Source organism: Bremerella cremea (assembly GCF_039541315.1).
Taxonomy (GTDB): domain Bacteria; phylum Planctomycetota; class Planctomycetia; order Pirellulales; family Pirellulaceae; genus Bremerella; species Bremerella cremea.
This window is the reverse complement of record NZ_BAABFZ010000005.1, coordinates 1200758-1223863: the sequence shown is the minus strand read 5'-3', so window position 1 is coordinate 1223863 and position 23106 is coordinate 1200758. Positions and strand designations below refer to the sequence as shown.

At 55.9% G+C, this 23106-nt stretch carries 21 protein-coding genes; 12 read left to right on the top strand and 9 right to left on the bottom strand.

The annotated features are described in order from the left end of the window. Positions 1–36: 36 nt before the first annotated feature. The 5 genes from nrfD to ABD890_RS21855 form a co-directional block, all read right to left on the bottom strand. Entirely contained in the window at positions 37–1458 is a 1422-nt protein-coding gene (nrfD, locus tag ABD890_RS21875; RefSeq protein ID WP_345094566.1) for an NrfD/PsrC family molybdoenzyme membrane anchor subunit, read from the bottom strand. 63 nt (positions 1459–1521) lie between these two features. Then, positions 1522–4722: a TAT-variant-translocated molybdopterin oxidoreductase gene (locus tag ABD890_RS21870; protein WP_345094564.1), complete on the bottom strand. Its 3201-nt coding sequence runs from the start codon at positions 4720–4722 to the stop codon at positions 1522–1524. Continuing rightward, positions 4710–5402: a cytochrome c3 family protein gene (locus ABD890_RS21865; RefSeq protein WP_345094563.1), complete on the bottom strand. Its 693-nt coding sequence runs from the start codon at positions 5400–5402 to the stop codon at positions 4710–4712. The genes ABD890_RS21870 and ABD890_RS21865 overlap by 13 nt, the downstream gene beginning before the upstream one ends. A gap of 261 nt (positions 5403–5663) precedes the next feature. Beyond that, the gene (locus ABD890_RS21860) at positions 5664–6197 is read right to left on the bottom strand and encodes a response regulator transcription factor (RefSeq protein WP_345094561.1); all 534 of its coding nucleotides are present in this window, start codon (positions 6195–6197) and stop codon (positions 5664–5666) included. Positions 6198–6296: 99 nt separating this feature from the next. Continuing rightward, positions 6297–7685, bottom strand: coding sequence for an ATP-binding protein (locus ABD890_RS21855; protein WP_345094560.1), 1389 nt, complete (start codon positions 7683–7685; stop codon positions 6297–6299). Positions 7686–7767: 82 nt separating this feature from the next. Here ABD890_RS21855 and ABD890_RS21850 point away from each other — a divergent pair, with 82 nt between their 5' ends. The 3 genes from ABD890_RS21850 (at position 7768) to ABD890_RS21840 (ending at position 9821) form a co-directional block, all read left to right on the top strand. Continuing rightward, positions 7768–8265: a hypothetical protein gene (locus ABD890_RS21850; protein WP_345094558.1), complete on the top strand. Its 498-nt coding sequence runs from the start codon at positions 7768–7770 to the stop codon at positions 8263–8265. Positions 8266–8407: 142 nt separating this feature from the next. Then, on the top strand, positions 8408–9466 hold the full coding sequence (locus ABD890_RS21845; protein WP_345094556.1) for a 3-deoxy-7-phosphoheptulonate synthase: 1059 nt from the start codon (positions 8408–8410) through the stop codon (positions 9464–9466). A gap of 13 nt (positions 9467–9479) precedes the next feature. Further along, positions 9480–9821 (top strand): Rieske (2Fe-2S) protein, encoded by a 342-nt coding sequence (locus tag ABD890_RS21840; protein ID WP_345094554.1) that lies wholly within the window; start codon positions 9480–9482, stop codon positions 9819–9821. Here ABD890_RS21840 and ABD890_RS21835 read toward each other — a convergent pair. Continuing rightward, entirely contained in the window at positions 9818–10807 is a 990-nt protein-coding gene (locus ABD890_RS21835) for a 3'(2'),5'-bisphosphate nucleotidase (RefSeq protein ID WP_345094553.1), read from the bottom strand. The two genes, ABD890_RS21840 and ABD890_RS21835, sit on opposite strands and share 4 nt — an antisense overlap. Before the next feature lie 150 nt (positions 10808–10957). Here ABD890_RS21835 and ABD890_RS21830 point away from each other — a divergent pair, with 150 nt between their 5' ends. The 5 genes from ABD890_RS21830 (at position 10958) to ABD890_RS21810 (ending at position 16045) form a co-directional block, all read left to right on the top strand. After that, the gene (locus tag ABD890_RS21830; protein ID WP_345094551.1) at positions 10958–11845 is read left to right on the top strand and encodes an SMP-30/gluconolactonase/LRE family protein; all 888 of its coding nucleotides are present in this window, start codon (positions 10958–10960) and stop codon (positions 11843–11845) included. Positions 11846–11922: 77 nt separating this feature from the next. After that, entirely contained in the window at positions 11923–13005 is a 1083-nt protein-coding gene (locus ABD890_RS21825) for a PA0069 family radical SAM protein (RefSeq protein ID WP_345094549.1), read from the top strand. Positions 13006–13579: 574 nt separating this feature from the next. Then, positions 13580–13798 (top strand): hypothetical protein, encoded by a 219-nt coding sequence (locus tag ABD890_RS21820; protein WP_345094548.1) that lies wholly within the window; start codon positions 13580–13582, stop codon positions 13796–13798. A 182-nt stretch (positions 13799–13980) separates the two neighbouring features. After that, complete coding sequence (locus ABD890_RS21815; RefSeq protein WP_345094546.1) at positions 13981–14631, top strand: 3-keto-disaccharide hydrolase; 651 nt, start codon at positions 13981–13983, stop codon at positions 14629–14631. A gap of 388 nt (positions 14632–15019) precedes the next feature. Continuing rightward, entirely contained in the window at positions 15020–16045 is a 1026-nt protein-coding gene (locus ABD890_RS21810) for a hypothetical protein (RefSeq protein WP_345094544.1), read from the top strand. An 81-nt stretch (positions 16046–16126) separates the two neighbouring features. Here the strand turns inward: ABD890_RS21810 and ABD890_RS21805 are convergent, their stop codons facing one another. Both ABD890_RS21805 and ABD890_RS21800 read right to left on the bottom strand, forming a co-directional pair. Further along, positions 16127–17488, bottom strand: coding sequence for a Trx7/PDZ domain-containing (seleno)protein (locus ABD890_RS21805; protein WP_345094542.1), 1362 nt, complete (start codon positions 17486–17488; stop codon positions 16127–16129). 61 nt (positions 17489–17549) lie between these two features. After that, entirely contained in the window at positions 17550–18800 is a 1251-nt protein-coding gene (locus tag ABD890_RS21800) for a PQQ-binding-like beta-propeller repeat protein (RefSeq protein WP_345094540.1), read from the bottom strand. 180 nt (positions 18801–18980) lie between these two features. On the opposite strand from ABD890_RS21800, the gene ABD890_RS21795 reads away from it, so the two are divergent. From ABD890_RS21795 to ABD890_RS21780, 4 genes are all read left to right on the top strand, one after another. Continuing rightward, positions 18981–19571 carry an HAD family hydrolase gene (locus tag ABD890_RS21795; protein ID WP_345094538.1) on the top strand — a complete coding sequence of 197 codons (591 nt, stop codon included), beginning with the start codon at positions 18981–18983 and terminating at the stop codon, positions 19569–19571. A 15-nt stretch (positions 19572–19586) separates the two neighbouring features. After that, complete coding sequence (locus ABD890_RS21790; RefSeq protein ID WP_345094536.1) at positions 19587–20015, top strand: acyl-CoA thioesterase; 429 nt, start codon at positions 19587–19589, stop codon at positions 20013–20015. 144 nt (positions 20016–20159) lie between these two features. Next, the gene (locus ABD890_RS21785) at positions 20160–20792 is read left to right on the top strand and encodes a T6SS immunity protein Tdi1 domain-containing protein (protein ID WP_345094534.1); all 633 of its coding nucleotides are present in this window, start codon (positions 20160–20162) and stop codon (positions 20790–20792) included. Positions 20793–20951: 159 nt separating this feature from the next. Continuing rightward, on the top strand, positions 20952–22184 hold the full coding sequence (locus tag ABD890_RS21780; RefSeq protein ID WP_345094532.1) for a HEAT repeat domain-containing protein: 1233 nt from the start codon (positions 20952–20954) through the stop codon (positions 22182–22184). Here the strand turns inward: ABD890_RS21780 and ABD890_RS21775 are convergent. Next, the gene (locus ABD890_RS21775) at positions 22181–23089 is read right to left on the bottom strand and encodes an aminotransferase class IV (protein WP_345094530.1); all 909 of its coding nucleotides are present in this window, start codon (positions 23087–23089) and stop codon (positions 22181–22183) included. The genes ABD890_RS21780 and ABD890_RS21775 overlap by 4 nt on opposite strands. Positions 23090–23106 lie beyond the last annotated feature (17 nt).

Genomic DNA, 23106 nt, shown 5'->3' with positions numbered 1-23106 from the left:
CTTAGGCCCTGCTGGTGATCCAGTGGGAAAGGTTAATTAGGAGTGTTCAACGGCTGCGTGGTGATCGTCATGAACCGGCGAGTGCGGATGTGGCATCACCGATTTGACTTCTGCCATGGCCACGATGGGGCCGAAGCGAATGAAGATCAAAAACAGCGTGAAGAACAAGCCGAAGCTGCCGAACAGCATGCCATAGTCAACCCAGGTTGGATTGAACATGCCCCACGAGGACGGCAGGAAGTCGCGAGCCAACGACGTGACCGTAATCACGAATCGCTCGAACCACATGCCGATGTTGACGAAGATACTGATCACGAACATCAACCAAGGAGTCGTGCGGCACTTTCTGAACCAGAACAACTGCGGGCTGATCACGTTGCAGGACACCATGATCCAGTACGCCCACCAGTAAGGTCCGAAGGCACGGTTAATGAACGCAAATTGTTCGTACATGTTACCGCCGTACCAGGCGATGAAGAACTCCATCGCGTAGGCATAGCCCACCATCGAACCGGTCGCGAGCAAAATCTTACAGACGTTCTCGAGGTGACGCAGCGTCACGACGTCTTTCAGACCGAACAACTGGCGAGCCGGAACCATCAAAGTCAGCACCATACCGAAACCGCTGAACACAGCACCAGCGACGAAGTAAGGTGGGAAGATCGTAGTGTGCCAACCAGGCAGCTGCGAAACGGCGAAGTCGAAACTCACGATCGTATGCACCGAGAGCACGAGTGGAGCAGCCAAAGCGGCGAACAGCGTGTAAGCCTTTTCATAACGCGACCAGCTTCGAGCCGAACCCGTCCAACCGAGCGAGAGAATCGAGTAGACGATTCGCAGGATTGGGTTGGTGGTACGATCACGCAGCGTTGCCAGGTCGGGAATCATACCGGTGTACCAGAAGATCAACGACACGGTGGCATACGTCGAAACGGCGAACACGTCCCACAGCAGCGGGCTGCGGAAGTTTGGCCACATCGAAAGCTGCAAGCTAGGTAGCGGGAACAACCAATAGAAAACCCAGACGCGGCCGATGTGGATACCTGGGAAGATACCAGCACAGCACACGGCGAAGATCGTCATGGCTTCCGCGAAACGGTTGATACTCGTTCGCCAGTTTTGGCGGAAGATAAACAGAATGGCGGAAATCAGGGTTCCCGCGTGACCGATACCGACCCAGAACACGAAGTTCACGATCGGGAAGCCCCAGTAAACGGGATTGTTATTACCCCAGACGCCCACACCGGTGAAAATCAGGTAACCGATCAGCGAGAAAAAGAAGCCGAGCACGGTCAGCGAAGCCGCGAATGCGACGTACCACGCAAACGGAGTCTTGTCTTCGTTGATCCGGCAAACCAACTTGGTAATCGAGCCGTAGTCGTGCCCGCCAATCACGAGGGGAGTCCGGTTGCCCGGATCGTCGATCGTGGTGTCTATGACTTCGTTTACGGTGGCCATTCGTACTCTTGAATATGAACTTAGGCTGATTGCTTGCTGGGAGGTTAACGCAGAAGGGAAGGTTTAGGGCTTCTCTTCTTTCGCTTCTTCTTTGTGCTCGGCGTGTTCGCCCTCGGCATGATCGTGCGAATGATCATCGCCATGTTCGCCATGACCTTCTTCGCCGGGACCATGATGCCCATGATCCGGCACTTCCGGGGCCAGCCACGGATGCGGATTGGTGATACGAGCCAGGTAACGGGTACGTGGCTTGGTGTTCAGTTCGGCCAGCATCGCATAGGCACGCTGGTTGGCGTGGGCCTTGGCGACGTTGCTTTCTGGATTGTTCAAGTCGCCGAACTCGATTGCTTGCGAAGAGCAAGCTTCCTGGCAGGCAACCTTGATTTCGTTCGCACCAATCGCACGACGCTCGGCACGAGCTTCGATCTTGGTGTTCTGGATTCGCTGCACGCAGTAGGTGCACTTTTCCATCACGCCGCGGTTACGAACGGTGACTTCCGGGTTGAAGATCAGCTTGGCCAGCTCTTTGTTTGCGGCATCAAAGCGATCGTCGCTGGCACGCCAGTCCAGGTAGTTGAAGCGACGAACCTTGTAGGGGCAGTTGTTACCACAGTAACGCGTACCGATACAACGGTTGTAAACCATGTCGTTCAAACCTTCGTTGGTATGCACGGTGGCAGCAACGGGGCAAACGCTTTCACATGGAGCCGTTTCACACTGCTGGCAAGTAACCGGTTGGGTCACGGCCTTGGGATCTTCCATGTCGCCACTGAAGTAGCGGTCGACACGAATCCAATGCATTTCACGACCAACCGAGACCGCTTCCTTACCGACGATCGGAACGTTGTTTTCCGATTGGCAAGCGATGGTGCACGCGTTGCAGCCGGTGCACTTGCTCAAGTCGATCGACATCCCCCACGCATGGCCGTCGTACGATTCCTTCATCCATTCCTGATCTTCCCAGAGGCTGGTCAGTGGTGGGTGATGGACGACGTGCTTCGCGAAGTCTGGGTGCGTTTCGTATTCTTCCAGCGTGCCTTCGCGAACCAGTTCGCCAACCCGGCGACCGATTTCACGCATGCCCAGCAGGTCGATGGCGAAGTGATCCTGGGTGGTGGCCAGCGTGAACTGCTTGCCGGTCCCCTTGGCCTCGACTTCGGTGGCCAGCAGCATGGTCTGCGAGGTTCGCAGAGGACCGACGTCAACACCGACTGGGTCGACACCGTTCTCTTCAAAACCACCGACGTGGCCAGCCATCTTGCGGCCGTAGCCAAGACCGACGGCCAACGTGCCGTGTGCCTGACCTGGCTGAATGTAAGCAGGAACTTCGATCGTCTTGCCGTTGGCGGTGATCGCCAGGAACTCGCCCTGACCGACGCCAATTTCCTTGGCAGTCTTCGGGCTGAGGGTAACGACGTTGTCCCAAGTTACCTTGGTGATCGGTTCTGGCAGTTCCTGCAACCAACCGTTGTTCGCATAGCGACCATCGTAGGTGGCACTGCCTGGGTGGAAGATCAACTCGAAGGCGTTCTCGAGACCGCCACGCCAGGCGGTCGTCGAAACGTCGCCCAGGTTGAGGCTATCGGAGATCGAGACCGACACAGCCTCGGCAGCTGAGTCCGCAATGAACCCGTCGTGCAGAACCTTCATCCAACCCGCTTCCGAGGCAGAACTGGTGAACGTTGTAGCGACGGTTTGCTTGACCGCTTCCAGAGTTTCTGTGATCGGAGTGCCAGCCAGGATGCTGAGGAACTGGATCGGGTCTTTCGACTTGAAGATCGGGTCCAGCAAAGGCTGAGTCACGCAGTAGGAACCATCGTAAGCGATGGCGTCGCCCCACTGTTCCAGGCCGTGCGAAGCTGGCAGATGCCAGGTCGACAGCTTGGAGGTTTCGTTTTCGTATTCGCCGAAGAAGATCTGGGCACGCGTCTTGTCGAACGCGGCGGCGAAGTCGGTATCAACCGGAGCATCATAGATTGGGTTGCCGCCCAGAACGATCAACGTATGCACGTTGCCGGTGTTCAGTTCCGCAACCAGGTCTTGAATGCTGCCAGCGTTGTCGCGGGCCAGTTGTGGCTCTTCGACGAACGTGACGGTCTTGCCAAGATTTTCGAGCTTATTGTTGATTCGCCAGATACGGACCTGGGTTTCAACATCCAGCGTTTCGCCACCAACGACGACGCTCTTGCCTTTGTGCGTGATCAGGTCGTTGACCATGGCGGTTACCAGGATGTCGACCTTCTCGGTCGGAGCTTCCTTGGTTTCGCCCGCTTCCAGGGCAGCGTCGATCTTCGCTTCCAGTTCAGCGACGAAGCTGGCCATTTGCGAAGCCGCAACCGCCAGGCGATGGTCGGCCGAAGTACCGGTTGGCGAGAAACGGCTTTCAACAACGTACAAGCGATTCATCGGGCCATTTTCAGGCGTGCGACGCTTGGCGAACTCGCTGTTGTTCTTGCCTTGCGTGGCGTGGCTTCCGAGCAAATCGGAGCTGATGTCGACGATGATATCCGCCGATTCCAGGTTCAACAGAGGACGCAGCTTCTTACCGAAAGCCATTTCGGTGCCAGCCGTCGTGTTACCGGAGATCGAGTCGTAGCTGTACCACTTGGCTTGTGGGAACTTGCGAGCGACTTCGTTCATCTGAGCGAGGACGCTAGGCGAGCTGTTGGTCTCGTGCAGAATCGCCAGCTTCGAGGAGTTGCCACCTTCCAGCTTCTTCGATTCTTCCTTCCACCAGACGGTGAACTCATCCCAGTTGCGGGAAAGGTCTTGGCCATCGCGGAAGACTGGGTGCTGGCTACGATCGGGATCGTAAAGCGGCAGCAGCATTGCCTGGGCGTAGGTATCGGCACCGAAGACCAGCGAGTGCATCTGGTTGCCATCGATCTTGATCGGGCGACCATCGTAGCTGGTAGCGACCACCGGACAAACTTGGCCGGCAACGGTTAGCGTGGTGGCGAACTTCTCTGGCTTGCCAGGGATTCGGCCTTCTGGGCGTCGCGAGAAAGGAGCGATCTCTTCTTCCGGGTAACGGAAGCCGACCACTTCTTCTTCTGGGTAACGGCAGCCAGCGGCACCGGTGGCCAGAGCGAGCGAAGCACCCATCAGCTGCATCCAGCGGCGGCGAGGAAGACCCGTTGGAGCTTCTTCGACAGCTTCCGGAAATTCGCGTTTCAGGAACTGCTCGAACTCAGGGGTTCCCTCGAGCTGATCGAGGCTACGCCAGTATTTCGGTTTATCGTTTTGTGGCTTTATCGATGACATGTCGAGCAGTTGGTCGATGGATGGATGTTCAACTCTTCGCTTAGTTGCTTGCCGAGAACTCGCTTTTCTTCCTCGCTCATATCGGTTCCCCATTCGAGGTTGGTGACCTCGTCTACGGGCCGAATGCTCGAGTCCGGGTTGCGGTGACATTCAAGACACCACGACATCGAAATTGGCTCGACGACCTGGACAACGTCCATCTTGTCGACGCGGCCATGGCATTCGACGCAAGAGACGCCACGCGTGACGTGAGCACTATGGTTGAAGAAAACGAAGTCCGGCAGATTATGGACTCGAGTCCAGTCGATCGACTCGCCTGTGGCGAGGCTTTCGCGAACCGGAGCCAACGCGACACTAGTAGCACGAACCGATGCGTATGGCGTGGCTCCCGAAGCGTCGGCACCACTGTGGCAGTTACCACAAGTTGCCGTCGGAGGAACAGCCGCATGGCTCGATTTCTCGACCGTGTTATGACAATAACGACAGTCCATCTTCAAACGACCAGCATGCAGCTTGTGGCTGAATGGAACTGGTTGCTCGGGACGGTAGCCGCGATTGAGAATCTCGGGCGAGGAGGTCACGAATAGAACCGTTCCACCATAGGCGGCACCCACAAGGGCAACACCAATTGCGAGTGGAACGAACTTATTTACCCATTTGGGAAATAGAAAGCGGTCCATGACTTTCTCAGTCGTTAATGGCCTCAGCGGGGAGACGCTTCGACGGAAAAGGGCTCGTCTTGAAGCAGCTCGAAGCGTGGGCTTCGACAATGCTCCGAAGGGAGCGTGTGGTCGTTAAGTGCAATTTCGCCAGCGATAAGTGATTGCCTTGCAAAGGCATCTCCCTCGTAGCTATCAGCGTGTGAATCGTAAAATAATCGGTGGGTGAACACGACGTGACAATAGGTCGCACTAGGATGGGGGGTGTCGTGGATGTCCACCTTAAGGTGCAAGTTTCTTCAGCTTGCGTTGCAGGGTCCGGCGAGGGATATCCAGCAAACGTGCTGCTTCGGAAAGGTTTCCACCGCAATCATTTAGGACGCGATGGATGTGCTCCCACTCCGCTTCGGCGAGCGATTGCGGGCAGTAAGCCTTGGTCTCTGTTTGGGGGTCTGCAGGCCCTTTATTTTCAAAGGCCGCCAAAATCTCGTCTGCATCAGCCGGTTTCGTCAAGTAATTAATCGCCCCCAGGCGTACCGCTTCTACCGCGTTGGTAATACTGCCGTATCCGGTCAAAATTACGGTCTGCGTAAGGGGGGAAACCTTGAGAAGGTCTTTCAAGATCTCAATGCCAGAAGTCTCTGGCAATTTGAGATCTAGGACGGCCCGTTCAGGCTGTGCCTCTTCCGCTTGAGCTACGGCATCTTGTTTCGTCTTCGCCGAGTAGACATCGTAACCGCGGGACGTGAACGCCCGGGTCAGGCGATTTCGCAAGATGTCGTCGTCATCGACGAGGAGGATTGTAGGTCGGGACATTGTTCCGCCGAATCCGGATTGCGTAGCTGGGTAGAGACCTGACTAAGTCATGACGCGGTCAGACAGATGGTTAACTATAGGGAATACCGGAAACGATGCCTACGTGTCACTGCGAGAGTTCTTTGGAGAATTTGTTTTATTTTTCGAGGCAGCGCGAGGGATCAGCACTTCGACGGTTGTCCCTATGTCCGCGGTCGATTGGATGCGGACTTCCCCATTCAGTTTCTCCACCACATTCTTCGCCAGGAACACGCCTAAACCTGTGCCAGAGCCGGGCTCCTTCGTCGTGAAGAAAGGCTCGCCAATGCGAGCAAGAACGTGCGGCGGCATGCCGGTGCCATGGTCACGGACGGTTAGCACCAGATGATGTGAGGTCGTTCCTAAAAGCAGGTCGACCGATTCCGATATGGGCGTCGCATCGAGCCCGTTCTTAATCAGGCCGCGGATCGCTTGAGCCAGAAGATGGAGCGGTGCGTGAATTTCCACGGCGGGGATATCTCCCTCGATTTTCACGCGATGTCGATGCTGCACTTCGATTCTCTGAACGACTTCATCGACCAGCGTTTGGGCCGAAAGCAAGACGATTGGCTCCCCCGTCGCCTGGCCGGCATCGGTCGACATCTGGTCCAAAATCGTGCGGCAGCGATCGAGTTCGCTACGAATCAAGGAGATGTCTTCTTTGATCTCCGCCGGCAAGTCTCCTTGTTCCAGTTCGCGCTGAACTTCCTTCGCGACCACAGCGATTGTGGCCAAAGGAGTCGAGAGCTCATGGGCCGCGCCGGCAGCAAGGGTACCTAAGGCCTCTAGTTTCTCGCTTCGGGCTTGTTTTATCTCGTTTAAACGAAGGCTTGCTTCTTTGCGTTGAAGTTCGACGTTCAGCTTCGTCGTGAAATAAACGACCACCATCGCACAGGTCACCAAGGCCATCGAAGACCCGGCCAACAGAATATGGACCGGAATGCCACTGGTCACCAGATTTTCGATCTGCCATTCACCTAAAAAGCGGAGCGGATAGCCGGCCAGCAGCAACAGTCCAATACATCCCACGGTGACAATGGCCAGAATACCCGTGTTGGGGGGCGTCAGTACGATCGCTGCCAAGGCGAGGTTCACGAGGTAGAAGACGGCAAATGGATTCGAGATGCCACCGGTGAAGTAGAGCATCGCCGTGAGAAAGCCAATATCCATCAGCATCACGCCGAAAAGTAGTGTTTCCCAGGCGGTCAGGCTCTTGAGTTCGCGCGACCGGAGCGACTCGAACAAGTAACTCAGCACCAGATTGCTACTGGCGGTCAGGAAGATGATGGTGGCCAGCGGTTGCCAACGAATCTGGAAACCGAGCAGGAACATCACGAATGCGATCGTGATCCATTGCCCGAACGCGGCAACCCAGCGAAGCTTGATCAGCCACGCAGTATTGATCGTTAATCGAGCCTTCCGCCCTTCCAGCAGATGGGGCCCGTTATCAAAATGGGAGGATTGCGGCATAAAGCGGGTAGCCATTCCCTACGCTGAAGGCAAAGAATATGGCAGTGCAAGCGATCGACACTGCCTCAGGACAGGTTAATTGATGGACGAAAACGCTCAAGATCCCAACGTTTTACACCTTTCGCGATTCGGTCTGACGATATTTCTGGCCGTCATCGTCCTCTTGCCGATCGCCATGCTGATCTTTTTGTGGGTTTCGCTGCCTGCCAAAGCAGAGAATGGATTGCAGGTTTCTCTGCTGATTAAAAACGTCGCGGACGACCAGCCGGCCCTCATTTTGACGAACGAATCGGATGAGCCGCTGCGAAATATCGGCATTTCGCTCAACGACGCGTTCCACTTCTACAACAAAACGGCCTTGGAGCCAGGCAAAGAACTGACCGTCGCCCTGCGAAACTTCGCCCGTAAGGGTGGGATTCCGTTCAGCCCGGACGACCATATCCTGACCGAGGTCGGTGTTTACGCCAAGTTGCCGAACAATTCTCGCGGTGTTTTCGAGGTGAAATCGGAAAAGCTTCTGGAGGATTTACAGAAAGCCCCAGCTCGTCCAAGCAAGCCTGAATTGCCATCGGAACCATAAAAGTTCGATTGAAATCGACAAAATCCTACCTCGAGCCCACAAATTTGCCCCTCTGTGTGGGCAGCCGCCTAGGAGAATTGCAGGCCTTTAGACATGATAGGGGTTTCCCCCGATCGATAAGGCGGCCATTGTAGGCAGGATCATGCACCAGACCGACAATATCAACGTTCATCGGATCGAAAAGCTGGCCCCACCCAGCGAGATCAAGCAAGAGTTTCCTAGTTCGGAAGCTGCCCAGGACTTCGTATTCGAGACACGTCAGCACATCCAAAAGATTCTCGCTGGCGAAGAAGATCGCATGATCGCGGTGGTCGGCCCTTGCTCGATCCATAACGTCGATATGGCAATCGAATACGCGACGCGATTGAAGAAGCTTTCCGATCAGGTATCGGAAACGATGCTGGTCGTGATGCGTGTCTACTTCGAGAAGCCTCGCACGACCGTCGGCTGGAAGGGTTTGATCAACGATCCTCACCTCGACGATACCTTCGACATCGCGGAAGGCTACCGCCTCGCTCGTAAACTGTTGGTGCACCTGGCAGAAGCGGGGGTCCCTGCGGCAACCGAAGCTCTGGAACCTGTCACGCCACAATACATTGCCGACCTGATCTCACTCGCTTCGATCGGTGCCCGAACGACTGAGTCGCCGACCCATCGCCAGATGGCCAGTGGCCTGTCGATGCCGATCGGTTTCAAGAATGGTACCGATGGCGATCTGCAGATTGCCTTGGATGCAATGACGTCCTCGAACGCTCCGCACAGTTTCCTGGGCATCGACGGCGAAGGCGCCACCTGTGTGATCCACTCGAAGGGGAATCCTTGGGGGCACTTGATTCTGCGTGGTGGCCGCTCAGGCCCGAACTACTCGCGCGAGAAGGTTGCCGACGCGATTGCTCAGTTGGAAAAGCGAAATCAGCAGCCTCGCTTGCTGGTCGACTGCAGCCATGGCAATTCGCTGAAAGATCATACTCGTCAGGCGGTTGCATGGCGTGACGTCTTGGAACAGCGTACCGAAGGCTGCCGAGCGATCGCAGGTATGATGCTGGAAAGCAACATCAAGCCAGGCAATCAGAAGCTGACCGAAGACATCAGTCAGTTGGAATACGGCGTTTCAATCACCGATGCTTGTATCGGTTGGGAAGAAACCGAGCAGCTTCTTCTGGAAGCCCACGAGCGTTTGAAGTCGCTCGTCACGGCTTAAGGCGTCGGCAGCCGTGTCGCGATTCGTTCCCTTGGCGAAGCTTTCCGACCTGCCAGAACATGGCGGAAAGCTGGTGATCGTCGACGAAGCGTGGATCGGCCTCTTTAAGGCCGACGAGGGAATCTTCGCCATCGACGCGATGTGCCCTCATGCCGGAGCGAATCTTGCCAAGGGCAACGTCTGCGATGGAGCGGTTGCCTGTCCGGTCCATCACTGGCGATTTCGCCTGACCGATGGCAAATACCTGGATGCGGACATCGATCGCTTTAATGCCCGCACTTACCGTGTCCATGTAGAGCAGGACACGGTTTCTGTAGAACTTAGCTTCGAACCGAAGTCGATCCGGCTGATCTAGCCGTTTTCGTTACACTTCTTCACGGCGGTCACGACAGCTTCGTGCAAAGGGCCGTTGGTTGCGATGATTCCCTGGTTCTCGGAAAGCAACGCACCCCGCGAAAAGTCGAGTGGGTGGCCATGTACATCAGTCACCGTGCCACCTGCTTCTTCAATCACCAGACTACCTGCGGCGTGATCCCAGATCTTCTCGACGTAGCCCGGCTTGGTGGGCAAACGCAGATAGATCTCGGCTTCGCCACGAGCCACCACGGCATATTTGGCCTGGCTGTCGAGGCGGACCGAATCGCGGGTTATCCCCAGCGAATGAGCGATCTCGGAAGACCAGCTGTGATCGCTATGACCCGATTCCACCGATTCGCAGAAGCGAGCGTCTCGCGTGAAGATGGAACTGGAGGTCGAGATGCGCGTCCGATCGTTCGGATCGGAAAGTGGAGAAACGTAAGCCCCTTCGCCACGGATCGCGGTGAAGAGGAAGCCCACCTCATCGCTTTCGATCGTCCCCAGGTTCGGGCAAGCCAAAGCTGCCACTTTCACCTGACCGTCGACCAGCAGGGCCAGGGCGATCGCGTACTGTTCCTTGCGAAGGAAGCCTTTCGTGCCATCGATCGGATCGAGCGTCCAAGTCCGGGGGGCCGGGTCGCGGGAGATCCCTTGATCGATCCAGCCAAGGACCTGCTCTTGGGTGGCGTCTGGGACAACCTTCCCCACTTCTTTGACGACCCGATTCAATACTGAAATCTGATCGGGCAAACGCAGCGCCGCCGAATCTTCTTCGGCGATCATTGGATCTTCCGGGAAGGCTTCATGAATTGCCTTGCACACCACAGCCTGGCTGCCAAAGTCGGCCACGGTCACAGGACTGCGGTCATTCTTCGAAAGTTCCGCGAAATCTTCCGTCGATTGAATGTGCCGGCAGATCTTGCTGGCTTCGACAACTGCCTGAATGGCGACTCGAAGTTCTTGAGAGTACTGGCTATCGGCCATGGGGAAGGCTCTGGGGCTGGGGGATATCCTTGCAGATCATAGCCAAGAGGCCTACGATCGGCGGTGATGCTTGAAGTTCAAGCCAATAACTAGTTTAGAAGGTCTTCCTAAAGTCTCACAACACCCCTTGAACGACGGATAGCTGGCCCAATGCAGACTTACCAGGCAAAGTGCGTACTCGATATTCAGGCAACTTTGGGGGAAGGACCGTCCTGGGATTCCGCCAACCACTCCCTCTTGTGGGTCGATATCGAGAATAGCAAGGTGAATCGCTTTGACCCTGTGACCAGCGAAAACGAGTCGTGGACCGTCGAAAAGGAGTGCAGCTTCGCGATCGCTTCGACCAGCGGCGACATTATTGTCGGTACTCGTGATGGGATCGTGCGGCTGAATCCTGCCACCGGTGAGATCGTGAAGGTGGCGAATCCGGAGTCCAATGGAGCCACTACCCGGTTCAACGACGCCAAATGCGATCCGCGCGGAAGGCTATTTGCCGGGACGATTTCCGACACACGAACCCCTGGCGATGCCAATTGCTACCGGTTCGACAGTCAGTTCAACTACGAAACAGTCGTCCCCGGCGTGGTAAACAGCAACGGCCTTTGCTGGTCGCCCGATCACACCGTTTTCTACTACATCGATACGGCAACTCGGAAAGTCGACGCGTTCGACTACGACATCGAAACCGGGGCAATCTCCAAACGTCGAACCATTGTCGACATTCCTGAGTCGATGGGAATTGGCAAACCAGATGGAATGACCATCGATGCTGAGGGGATGCTATGGACTGGGATGTGGGGCGGAGCTTCCGTTTGCCGCTGGAACCCTGCCACTGGCGAGTTGATCGGTAAGATCGAGATGCCCTGCCCGAACGTTACCTCGTGCTGCTTTGGTGGCGAAAAGCTCGACCAGCTCTATATTACAACGCCTCGCAAGGGACTCGACGACGAACAACTGGCCAAGTTTCCAAACGCCGGCGGGCTTTTCCTATGCGAGCCTGGCGTCAGCGGGGCAGTGACCACGCCATTTGCCGGCTAGATTTGGCTTGGCAGGTATGTGTACGTGTGTATACTGTTGGCTGTGAGAGTTTCTTCCTCTTCGGCTGACGGTTTGCCATGGATGCGCTTCGTAAGGCAGTGGGACGCGGGACAAGTGACAATCCCACCAATCGATTCGAGCGGCTGAGTGTTGCCAACGATCTGGAGCATCTTGATCCGACCGATGCCGACGCGTTGGCGGATCGAAAGGTGTCGACCGACTATTTCGCCGATGCCACCCAGTCGCTGATCACCAAGAACGACAGTCCCGACATACCGTTCACATACAGCCTGAATCCGTATCGCGGCTGTGCGCATGGCTGTAGTTATTGCTATGCCCGACCGTATCACGAGTATCTGGGCTTCAGCAGCGGCCTCGACTTCGAGACGAAGATCATGGTCAAGCAGGAAGCTCCGCGGCTCTTTCGCGAGTTTCTGCGGAAGCCGTCTTGGAAGTGCGAAGTGATTGCCATGTCGGGCGTCACCGATTGTTACCAGCCGGGCGAACGAGAATTCGAGGTGACGCGAGGCTGCCTGGAGGTTGCCTTGGAAGCGAGGCAGCCGATTGGCCTCATCACCAAAAACGCGATGGTGCTGCGGGATCTCGATCTGCTGCAAGCGATGGCCGGGCATCGTCTGGTGTGCGTGAATCTCAGCATCACTTCGCTCGATCAGAAGCTGACCCGCGTCATGGAGCCCCGAACATCGAGTCCTGCCGCGCGGCTGAACGCGGTGAAGCAACTGACCGAGGCAGGCATTCCGGTCAACGTGATGGTCGCCCCGATCATTCCCGGGCTGAACGATGCCGAGATTCCGGCGATCCTAAAAGCGGTTGCCGACCATGGTGCGCTCAGTGCCGGCTACACGCTGCTGCGTCTCCCACACTCCGTCAAAGATATCTTCGTGACCTGGCTCGACGAACATCTGCCAGAGCATGCCCACCGCGTCCGTTCCCGTATTGAAGCATGTCGCGGTGGCGAACTGACCGATGCTCGCTGGGGAAGTCGGATGCGCGGGGAAGGAAGCATCGCTACGACGATCGCGAAAACCTTCCAGATCTTTCGGCAAAAGTACGGCCTGGAGCATCGGAATGTGAAGCTCGATACAACACGTTTTCGTGGCCCAGGACAAAATGGAAAGTCGCAACTCCGAATGTTCTGATCGACGCTCGTTAGTGACTTGCTTTTGAAGGTGGACACTCGAAGAATTAGGCGTCGTTACTTCGAGAAATGGTTCGTTCATGCCACGCTATCTGAAAATGCCGCTCTTGCTCGCGATCGCTGTCGTTCTGGCAGCGGGGCCGACGTGGTGTTTTGCCCATTGCCGTGCGATGGCTGTCGAGCGGATTGGCAACAATCATCCTAGCTGTTGCCTCGCTGAACCCGTAGAAAGTCCGATTCCTGGGCAACTTCCTTCGCAGACGCATTGTGCCTGTTCGGTAACACCCAAGACGAACAGCTCTCCCGTGGTGCAGTGGGATTTGCCGGCCATTTCCTGGATGGCATCGTTCGAGCCACAGCACTCTTTGGCAATAAATGGCGGCGTTCGCTCGCCGCATCAACGGTCGCCGTTCATAGGTCCGGTTCCGGTTCACATTCTGAATTGCGTCTGGCGCTGTTAGCCGAGCTCTTTCTCGGCATTCTTTGAAATCTCTGGTCAGCATGCGCGGAAGGTCTGCGCGGTGCCGGCCCTAGTACGCAATTTCAAAATTAAATCGAAACAAGGATATCGTTTTATGATCACCAAAATTCTGCTCGGTTCATTGGCAACGTTGGGTCTCGGTTTGGGAGCTATGTCGGTCACAGCCTCATCGCCAGCTTCGCCGTCGAGTTGCTGTTCGCCTCCCCAAGCTTGTTGTGTCGAAGGTGCCGATTGCTGCGACGAAAGTCTCTCGGCATGCTGCGAACTTGGTTTGCCTTGCTGCGAAGCGGCCGAGGCCTGTTGTAGCGAATAATCACGATCTAACAGTCGTGGAATGCGGTTAAACCCGGCCCCTTTTCGTGTTTCGATGCGAAAAGGGGCAATTTTGTGCGCTTTTGCCTTTCGCTTTGGTTGAAGCAGCCGACCGAGCCAAGGATAATGACAAACCCTCTCCAAAACCCCATCGACTCTTTCACCTTAGGAGTTTTTCTACCCATGCAAAAATTGTCACTCACGATCGGTATGCTGTTGCTGGGCTTCGTCACCACGGCCCAAGCCGAAGAAGGCTGGATCGAACTGTTCAACGGCAAAGATCTTTCTGGCTGGACCCAGAAGAACGGTACCGCCAAGTACGAAGTCAAAGATGGTACGATCGTTGGCACCACCAACACCGGTAGCCCGAACTCGTTCCTGTGCACCGATGAAGAGTACGGCGACTTTGAACTCGAGTTCGATGTGAAGGTTCACGACCGTTTGAACTCGGGCGTTCAGATCCGTTCGCAGACCAAGGGCAACACCAACGACGGTCGCGTCAACGGTCCTCAGGTCGAAATCGAAGCAGGCGAAGCCGAAGCTGGTTACGTCTATGGCGAAGCAACCGGTCGTGGTTGGTTGACTCCAGAAGAACGTCTGAAGAAGCACAAGAACTTTAAGAGTGGCGAGTGGAATCACTACCGAGTGATCGCCAAGGGCCCTCGCATCCAGACCTTCATCAACGGTGTTCAGATCGAAGATCTGACGGATGAACCAATCTACAAGACGCACTCGAAGGGCTTCATCGGTCTGCAGGTGCATGGGATCGCTAAGGACCAAGGTCCCTACGATGTGGCTTGGAAAAACATCAAGCTGAAGAAGCTGAACAATTAGCCACCCAATCGTTAGTAGTCAAATAGAAAAGAGCCGCCTGATGCACCAGGCGGCTCTTTTTTTGTTTGGTCTGAATTGATCCAGTCCAGCCTGATTGCTTCCTGACCAGCGCAATCTTGTCGGTCGTTTCGGCGAAACGCTCCAGAAAAAATGTCACGTGACAAATTACTGGAAAAACAGGGCCTTTCCGGGCTGACACTACCTTGGTCAAGAAAGATTTGGGGAGATCTGGAATAGAAATGGCACACACCTTGCCTCGTAGGTTCACCAACAACAAGTTGTTCAAGATCGCACCGCGTATCACGCACTGTCGATCCTAGATGAAGCAGGGAGTCCCTCGCTCATCTACGAACCAGGAAGTACCCTCCTACGAGAAAGGATCTATACTATGACCGTTTCGCCCCGCAATTGGATGCTCGGTTTGATCGCCGCCACCGGTTTGGCATTCGCAGGTTCACTGCATGCCCAAGACCTGGGCGCCGACCTTGGATCGCAAGCGAGCGGCGCTGTCGAAGCTGCCGGTAACACCGTGACCGGTGGTGCTCAAGCAGGTGCAGATGCTGCGGCCGATGCCTCGGCTCCCGCAGTTCCTTCGACCCCAACGCCAGGTGATGCTCCTGCCCCAAGCCTGACCGATTCGATCGAAGGCCAAGCGAAAGGGCAAGTGGATGCCAATCTGCCTAAAGACACCAAAGTAGATGCCGGTGTCGATGCTAATGTCGACTCGAACATCAAAGCGAACGCTGACGTCGATGCTCCAATGCCACCGACCCAAGCTGACGTCGATGTGGATGTGAACACGCCCGCAGGACGTACCGGTGTTGACGCTGACGCCCAACTCGGGCCGAACGCCAATCTGGATGCCGATGCCAACATCGGTCCGAACGCAAACCTAAACGCTGACGTCGATGCTCGTATGCGTGACCGTGACGGTCGCGATCGAGATGGTCGTGACCGCGACGGTCGTCGTGACTCGGATCGTAACGCCAAGTGGCGTTTCAAGAACCATAACGGTGCCTGGTGGTACTGGACTCCGAACAACTACTGGATGGTCTACCGTAGTGGTAACTGGACCCGATACAACGGTCCTGGTTACGGTCACGGTGGCGGTTGGTACGACAACTACCAGCCACGTACGACCACCGGTTATCGTGGTTCGCCATATACCAACGGTTACTACTACCGCGATACCGACGGTACCCGTTTCTACTACGACAACGGTCGCCAGTATTACTTCGACAACAACGGTCGCTACTACATGAACGGTGGTAACCGCATGTACGATCGATCGTTCGCTGACCCAGACGTTCGCCGAGGTGCTGGCATCGGTGCCGGTATCGGTGGTGCCATCGGCGGTCGACAGGGTGCTCAGATCGGTGCCGGTATCGGTGCTGCTGTCGGAGCTGGTAACTAGTCAAAGCCTGACTAGCTAAGATAAATGCATGAGAGGGCCCCGCAAGGTGAAACACTTTGCGGGGCCTGATTTATGCGCGGACTACTTTTGCATCTTCAGCGATAGCTTCTTCTTCGCCCCTCCACGGACGAATTCAATCTCGACCTTTTCACCTGGCAAGCAGTTCTGAGCAGCATACGCCAAGAGGTCCGTTTCTCGCATCAAGTCGGTGTGACCGTCGTATCCAATCAGGATGTCATCGACTTGGAAGCCTGTTTTCATTGCCAATGCATGGTCGCCGTATCGACCCATGAAACGAACGCGAAGTGCCATCTGGTTCGGGTCGGTGATGCCGACTTGGGCACGCTGCTCGGCATTGGCTTCTTCCAGAACCAGTCCGCCGAGTACCATGCGGCGCATCGGCCACGAGCTGACCCGCCAGCTTAAATCATCTTGCTGACGCCAACCTTCTGGCAGCGAAAGAACCGTCTCGCCTTTTTCGGAGCCCCGAACATAAGCGACGTCGATTTCATCAGCGGACTCCGCATGGTGCAGCACCCATTGGACGTCGGCGATTGACAGAATCGGTTGCCCGTCGAGCGATGCAATGCGGTCACCTGGTTTCAGTCCTGCCTTTTCGGCGATCGAATCAGCCGTGATGGCTTCCACAAGATTGGTTTCGCTCGGGTCGAGAATCAGGCCAATTGCTTTCGGGTGTGGATAGGGGAAGAGATACTGATCCGGAATGACGTTTCCTTGATCGCGGAAGAACGACTTCTGAGCGTCCCCGATCTGGTGGCAATGGATGCAGCTTTTGACGACGTCCCCTTCGTAGTTGAGCGCCGAGGTGTATTTGTCTTTCAGCGCCGGCGACTTCTCCGGGGCCGCGAAGAGAGGCTTGCCACCTTGCTTGGCAGCGAACATCGCCTTGTTTTCAGGGTAGTTCGCATGCCACTCCAGCCCGGTGGCGAGGGCTTTTTCGAAACCATCGATTGAAACGTCGCTGGTCCAATCGGTGCGATGCGATCGCGTGCCAAAGCGGCCATAGATCGTTTTGTCGGCATTCATCAAAAAGACTGCGAATGACTGATCGTAGTCGTATTGGAACAAGTTCAAATCCAAGCCGTTGGTGCCAACGATACGAACGCGAACGTATTGGTCCATCAACTGACGAAGCTCAGGATCTTTCTCCATGATCTCTTCGTCGAGCTTGACGCACTCTTCGCACGGAATGCATCGCAAGACAATCAGCAGTGGCTTGCCGGTCTTCTTCGATTCGGCCAAACCTTTCTCGAAGTCGTTGTAAATCCAATAGCCGTCCGAGAGAACCTTTTGCCGGTCTCCACGAACCTTTTGCGATCGGGTTTGTTGGACATTGTTCTTTCCTTCCTCGGCCGCGTGCAGAGGAAGCGTAATGAACGTGGCCAAGGTAAGGGCACAAATCGACCAGGTGACCTTGCTCATAGTTGGCTGGGCCTTGTTAGGGAAGAGAAGTTCGAGGAGATGAGAGACTGGCTAAAGGGGACTACTTCGGATTCCGGAAGCAGTACAACCCTTTCACGCTGCGGAGGTAAAGTGAATCGCCGACCACGGCACCGGAGGCTTGAAAGCCCGAGGGAAAGTCGGCCTGGCCTACTTCTTCGTAGTCGTCCGCAACTTTGAAGACAGTGGCGTGACCATCGTCGGTGAACGCATACAGATTGTCGCCGGCACATAAGAGCGAAGCGCGATAGTTTCCACCGATTCTCTTCACCCACAGCGTGTCGCCAGTCTTGGCATCAAGACACGAGACGACACCCTTGTCTTCTAGCAGGAAAATTTTGTTGTCGACGAAAACGGGGCCTGGGCGAAGCGGGATTCCTTTGCCTGCGTGCCAGCTAACATGCGTCAGTGTGACATCGCCGCTTCCAGAAGGATCGACGGCGACCAGCTTGTCTTGGCCGTCGCCGGCAAAGATGTAGACCAAGCCATGACGATAGACCGGGCGAATTGCCGCGTTCATGCCACCATGACGCACGGTCCACAAAATCTTGCCAGTGTCGGGATCGAATGCCTGCGTTTCGACGGCGCTCGGATAGATCAACTGGCGGCGTCCTTTATGGTTGATCAGCAGCGCCGTGCCGTACGCCTTCTTGCGGTCGCCATTGTCGGTGCCGTAGTCGATATTGCGATCGACCTTCCAGGCGGTCTCGCCGGTCTTCTTGTCGAGAGCCACGACATACTGCAAATCGAATCCATCGTAGGCGACGTAAACGTGCTTGTCGTCAATGACCGGGCTCGAGGCAGGTCCCCGGTGGTGATTGCATTCAAAGTCACGGCGTTCCCATAGCTTCTCGCCCGTCTTGGTATCGAGGCAGGCCGTGCCATACTTGCCGAAGTGAACGTAGACGCGTCCTTCTTCGATCGCTGGGGTGCACGAGGCATAGCTGTTGGTTTCGTGCGCTTCATCAGGGCTTTCGTTTTCAAACAGCAACAAGTCGTGGATGGTCTCGCCGCTGTTGCGATCGTAGCAAAGGGCATACTGCTTCTTGCCATCGACGGTCGCAGTGGTGATCCAAAGCTGATCTCCCCAAATCACGGGAGACGACCAACCTTTGCCGTGTGGTTCGACTTTCCAGGCGATATTGCTGGAGTCGGACAGGTCGGTCGGCACCTCCGCCGAAAGGTTGGTACCGTTCCCGTCCGAACCACGAAACTCGGGCCAGTTGTCCTCAGCCGACAAAGTGTTCCCGAGAAGCAGTGTCAGACAGAAAGAAAGGAAAATCGGCAGACGCATTCAGCAGTACCCTTAAGAAGGTGCGAGAGGGGAGGATCGTTGCACAAGGCGGAGGGAAAACCCATTATCGCCAAGCGGAAACCCGGGAGTCAACTCAAATGGCCTTCATTGCGACGAGGGACGATCTACAATGGGCAGAAACAGACAGTAAGCAAATCTGGACCCTAAAGAGAGGGATCAATGGAGTTCGCGGGGTATATCTTCGACCTGGACGGCACTTTGGCCGATACCATGCCGGCGCATTTTTTGGCTTGGCGGCAAACAGCCGAAAAACACAAGCTTGAATTGTCGGAAGATCGCTTTTACTCGCTCGGGGGGGTGCCATCGGAACGCATCTTCGCGATGCTGGCCGAAGAGCAGGGCGTTGTCATCGATCCGCTGGCATGTGCCCATGAAAAAGAAGACGCTTTCATCGAGCTGCTCTCGGAAGTCGAACCCATTGAACCGGTCATCGAAGTCTTACGAGCCAATCATGGCAAAGTGCCGATGGCAGTCGCCACCGGCGCGATGAAATGGGTGATGGATCGCATCATCGATCAGCTTGAACTGCGGCACTACTTCCAGGCATTTGTTTCTTCAGAAGATACGACGCGGCACAAACCGTTTCCGGATGTGTTCCTGGAAGCGGCTCGCCGGTTGAATGTCGCCCCTGAAAAGTGCTGCGTTTACGAAGATGCCCAGTTGGGAATCGAAGCAGGCCAGGCCGCTGGCATGCATGTCGTTGACGTGCGAAACTTACACACTCCACGGCGAATCACCGCCGGAGCCTAATCGCGTTCAAATCTCATGCTCACCAACATCCATCGCTATCCAATCGAAGTCGTTGCCGACGACATCGACGTCCAAGGGCACGTGAATAACCTCGTCTATTTGAAGTGGATGCAGGATGCCGCGGTGGCTCATTCTTTGGAAAAAGGTTGGGGGCATAAAGAGTATGGCGAGCTTGGTTGCAGCTGGGTCGTTCGTGCCCATCAGATCGAGTATCGCTTTCCTGCCTTCGAGAATGATCAGTTGGAAGTTGTGACCTGGGTCGATTCGTTCCGCCGAGCTTCGTGCGTGCGTAAGTACGAGATCGTTCGACGCAGCGACCAGAAGGTCGTAGCGATCGCTCAGACGAACTGGGCCTTCGTCGATCTCGAGAAGCGGATGCCGGCCAAGGTACCCCAAGTGATCATCGAAGCCTTCCGATCGGACGATCTGGCCCAAACGTCTTAAGTGGCATCGGGCGGAGCGAATCCGCCAAATGGGCCACGGATTCTATTGCTATTGGGTGGCCGCAGGCGCAGGATAAAAGCAGATTGGCGGCTCGAGAATCTCGTGTCACGCCGCATTCTGTCCGACTATTCAGGATGCCTCACCATGCTCTTCGACAGTACCTTTCCGCGCGACCCGCTTCCCCCACCATCCACTTGCCCGACCGCCGCTTTCGAAAAGATCGAACCGCTGGCCCACGGAATCACTGAGTTCTTCGCCAGCCGTTCCGGTGGTTCATTCGGCAAAGGGATCTATCGACTGTTCAAGGTGACCGAGATTCCGACCTGGAACAATATCGTTTCGCATGCCTTTCCTGGCTATCAGAAACGCATTATGTGCTTCGGTTTCGACTGGCAGGGGCGTGTCTTCGCACTGGATGCATCCCGAAAAACCGAGGGGCAATACGAGATATTGTTGTTCGAAATAGGCTCGAGTGAGATCTTCCAGATCCCGGCGAACTTTCTTGAGTTGCATAACCGGGAATTCATCGAATTCGCGGACGATGCTCTCGGAAAGTCGTTCTACGACGAGTGGCTGGCTTCGGGAGGCGAAGCGCCTACCCATGACGAATGCATTGGTTTCGAGGTGCCACTGTTCCTGGGTGGCGAGCAAGATGTCGAGAACCTCTCACCCACCAGCATGGACGTCTACTGGGAAATCTCGGGGCAATTGCTACGACAAACGGCCGATATGGAAGAGGGGACCGTCCTCGGAAATATCGAGATCGAAGACGATTAGCTGACTATGCTGCATTGGCTACCACTAAGACTGGGGCCAAACGAGCGGCAAAACCCGCATTTTCCGATTTCTGCCACCAAATCTTGGTTCCGAAGGTAACTGGTTCGTATACTTAGAGATAGGTTTTCAGGACCCACGGTCCCTTTCAGGAATTTGCTGGTGACGTTTCGACGCCCTGCCAACTCGCCTTTCTTTCAGATGGTCGCTGCGGCGAGCCTCTTCTGGGGAAGCTGCGCCGTGGCCCAGGCCGAGATCTTCCATATGGCCAGCGGCGGGACCATCGAAGGGACACTTCTCAACCCGGATCAATCGCCTCGCACGACGTACGAAGTGAAGACCGACTCTGGCACGCTGGTGCTGGGGAAGACCACGGTGCGTGATGTGGTGGCGTTCTCGGCCCAGCTCAAACAGTACGAGCAGTTTTTGCCTCGCATGCCCGACACGATCGAAGGGCAGTTTCAGATGGCTCGCTGGTGCGACGAGAACAACCTGCCGGACAAGCGAGACTTCCATTACAACGAAATCCTGAAGCAAGACCCTGATAACGAAGCGGCCCGCAAGGCCCTTGGCTACGAGCGGTTCCAGAACAAGTGGATCATCCGCGAAGACTGGATGCGTCAGCAGGGATACGTTCGCGACGGCGGTCGCTGGCGATTCCCGCAAGACATCAAGATGAAGGAGCAAGAGAGCTCGAACGAAGACAAGCAGGTCGAATGGCGTAAACAGGTTCGGATCTGGAAGTCGTGGCTCAAGCGTGGTGGCGATCGGGCACAAGAGGCCGCCAACGGTTTGCGAACGGTGAAAGATCCTTACGCAGGTCTCGCCCTCGTCGAACTCCTCGATGGCGAAGACAACGCTTCGATTAAGCAGTTGGTGGTCGAAGGGCTTTCCAACATCAAGACGGCTCAGACAACGATGGCCCTGGTCAACCTGGCGGCGAACGATCCGAACGATACCGTTCGCGACCTGGCCACGATCGGTCTCGAGAATCGCGACAATCAAGTCGCTGTCTCGTTTCTGATCAAGCAATTAAAGAGCTCGGATAACACGCAGGTGAATCGAGCAGCGATCGTTCTCGGCCGACTCAAGCATCCGGCCAGTGTTTTGCCGCTGATGGATGCCCTGGTCACGACGCACAAGTTTCAGGTCACCAAGGGTGGTGACCCTGGGCGTACCAACGCTGCATTCAGCAACCAGGGTGGCGGCGGCATGTCGTTCGGCCAGCCGAAGGCTCAGGTCATCGAACAGGATCTGACCAACGCAGCGGTTCTGGTCGCATTGAAAGAGATCTTGGGTGACCAAGTCGACTTCCAGTTCAATGAAGCTGGTTGGAAGACCTGGTACGCCAACAAGAAGATCCCGCTCACGGTCGACATGCGTCGCGATATCTAGGTTGCGAATCGCAACGCTTGCTCGCGAACGTTCAGCCCGACCATTTCTTCCCAGGCCTCGATCAATTGCTTGAAGATCGGCCCAGGCTTGCCCACGCTGATTGGCTTGCCGTTCCACGTATTGCATGGAATCACGCAGGGTGAAGTGCTGGTCAGAAGCACCTCGTCCGCTGTGGCAAAATCTTCGGGCGTAAGTTGCCGATGCGTGACCGGAATATCGAGTCGCTTGGCCAGTTCGGTCAGCGTTGCGATGCTAATGCCAGGCAGCACCAGTTCGGCGGGTGGAAGTTCCAGTCCAGTGTTGGGATGGTACTTGGCGATGTTCGCCGTGGTGGCCTCCATGACGTAGCCATCCATATCGAGCAGTACGGCCCGAGCGGTTGGATCCTCGCGTTTCGCTTCCAGATCGGCCAGATAGTAATGGACTCGCGACCGCACCTTCAATTCCCGAGGCCAGCATTCAACCGGTGTTTGACGTGTCGACGGGACGATCAGTGGCTGCCCTGCTTCGTACAAGTGGGCGAAGGTCTTGAAGGCGACCATCTGCGTATGCACGGCCAGGCGACCCGTCTTGTGCGGACGACTGACTTGTTCTAGCGGGCCTGGCGTGACGAAGATCGAAACACCCAGATCGGCACCGGCAGGCAGCAGCGGAAAGTTGTGCTCGATAATCTGATGAACGACGTCCGTCAGCGATTCACGCGACTCAGGCGATTGGACGCCCAGGATTTCGAGACTTCGCCAGAGCCGGTCCAGATGTTGGTCCAGGCGAAAGATTTTGCCGTTGAAGGTTCGTAGTTGCTCGGCCACGGTCGTGCCAAGCTGGAAGCCTGCGTCGTTTAGCGGAATGGTTAATTCACGATGCGGTTTCCAGGTTCCTTCCCAATAGGCGATGGGCTCGGCCATGGTGTCCTTTCAGAGCG

What these genes read in the sequence shown, in the direction of transcription:
- nrfD (WP_345094566.1), bottom strand. Translation starts at nt 1,458, where the DNA reads ATGGCCACCGTAAACGAAGTCATAGACACCACGATCGACGATCCGGGC.
- ABD890_RS21870 (WP_345094564.1), bottom strand. Translation starts at nt 4,722, where the DNA reads ATGTCATCGATAAAGCCACAAAACGATAAACCGAAATACTGGCGTAGC.
- ABD890_RS21865 (WP_345094563.1), bottom strand. Translation starts at nt 5,402, where the DNA reads ATGGACCGCTTTCTATTTCCCAAATGGGTAAATAAGTTCGTTCCACTC.
- ABD890_RS21860 (WP_345094561.1), bottom strand. Translation starts at nt 6,197, where the DNA reads ATGTCCCGACCTACAATCCTCCTCGTCGATGACGACGACATCTTGCGA.
- ABD890_RS21855 (WP_345094560.1), bottom strand. Translation starts at nt 7,685, where the DNA reads ATGCCGCAATCCTCCCATTTTGATAACGGGCCCCATCTGCTGGAAGGG.
- ABD890_RS21850 (WP_345094558.1), top strand. Translation starts at nt 7,768, where the DNA reads ATGGACGAAAACGCTCAAGATCCCAACGTTTTACACCTTTCGCGATTC.
- ABD890_RS21845 (WP_345094556.1), top strand. Translation starts at nt 8,408, where the DNA reads ATGCACCAGACCGACAATATCAACGTTCATCGGATCGAAAAGCTGGCC.
- ABD890_RS21835 (WP_345094553.1), bottom strand. Translation starts at nt 10,807, where the DNA reads ATGGCCGATAGCCAGTACTCTCAAGAACTTCGAGTCGCCATTCAGGCA.
- ABD890_RS21830 (WP_345094551.1), top strand. Translation starts at nt 10,958, where the DNA reads ATGCAGACTTACCAGGCAAAGTGCGTACTCGATATTCAGGCAACTTTG.
- ABD890_RS21825 (WP_345094549.1), top strand. Translation starts at nt 11,923, where the DNA reads ATGGATGCGCTTCGTAAGGCAGTGGGACGCGGGACAAGTGACAATCCC.
- ABD890_RS21820 (WP_345094548.1), top strand. Translation starts at nt 13,580, where the DNA reads ATGATCACCAAAATTCTGCTCGGTTCATTGGCAACGTTGGGTCTCGGT.
- ABD890_RS21815 (WP_345094546.1), top strand. Translation starts at nt 13,981, where the DNA reads ATGCAAAAATTGTCACTCACGATCGGTATGCTGTTGCTGGGCTTCGTC.
- ABD890_RS21810 (WP_345094544.1), top strand. Translation starts at nt 15,020, where the DNA reads ATGACCGTTTCGCCCCGCAATTGGATGCTCGGTTTGATCGCCGCCACC.
- ABD890_RS21805 (WP_345094542.1), bottom strand. Translation starts at nt 17,488, where the DNA reads ATGAGCAAGGTCACCTGGTCGATTTGTGCCCTTACCTTGGCCACGTTC.
- ABD890_RS21800 (WP_345094540.1), bottom strand. Translation starts at nt 18,800, where the DNA reads ATGCGTCTGCCGATTTTCCTTTCTTTCTGTCTGACACTGCTTCTCGGG.
- ABD890_RS21795 (WP_345094538.1), top strand. Translation starts at nt 18,981, where the DNA reads ATGGAGTTCGCGGGGTATATCTTCGACCTGGACGGCACTTTGGCCGAT.
- ABD890_RS21790 (WP_345094536.1), top strand. Translation starts at nt 19,587, where the DNA reads ATGCTCACCAACATCCATCGCTATCCAATCGAAGTCGTTGCCGACGAC.
- ABD890_RS21785 (WP_345094534.1), top strand. Translation starts at nt 20,160, where the DNA reads ATGCTCTTCGACAGTACCTTTCCGCGCGACCCGCTTCCCCCACCATCC.
- ABD890_RS21775 (WP_345094530.1), bottom strand. Translation starts at nt 23,089, where the DNA reads ATGGCCGAGCCCATCGCCTATTGGGAAGGAACCTGGAAACCGCATCGT.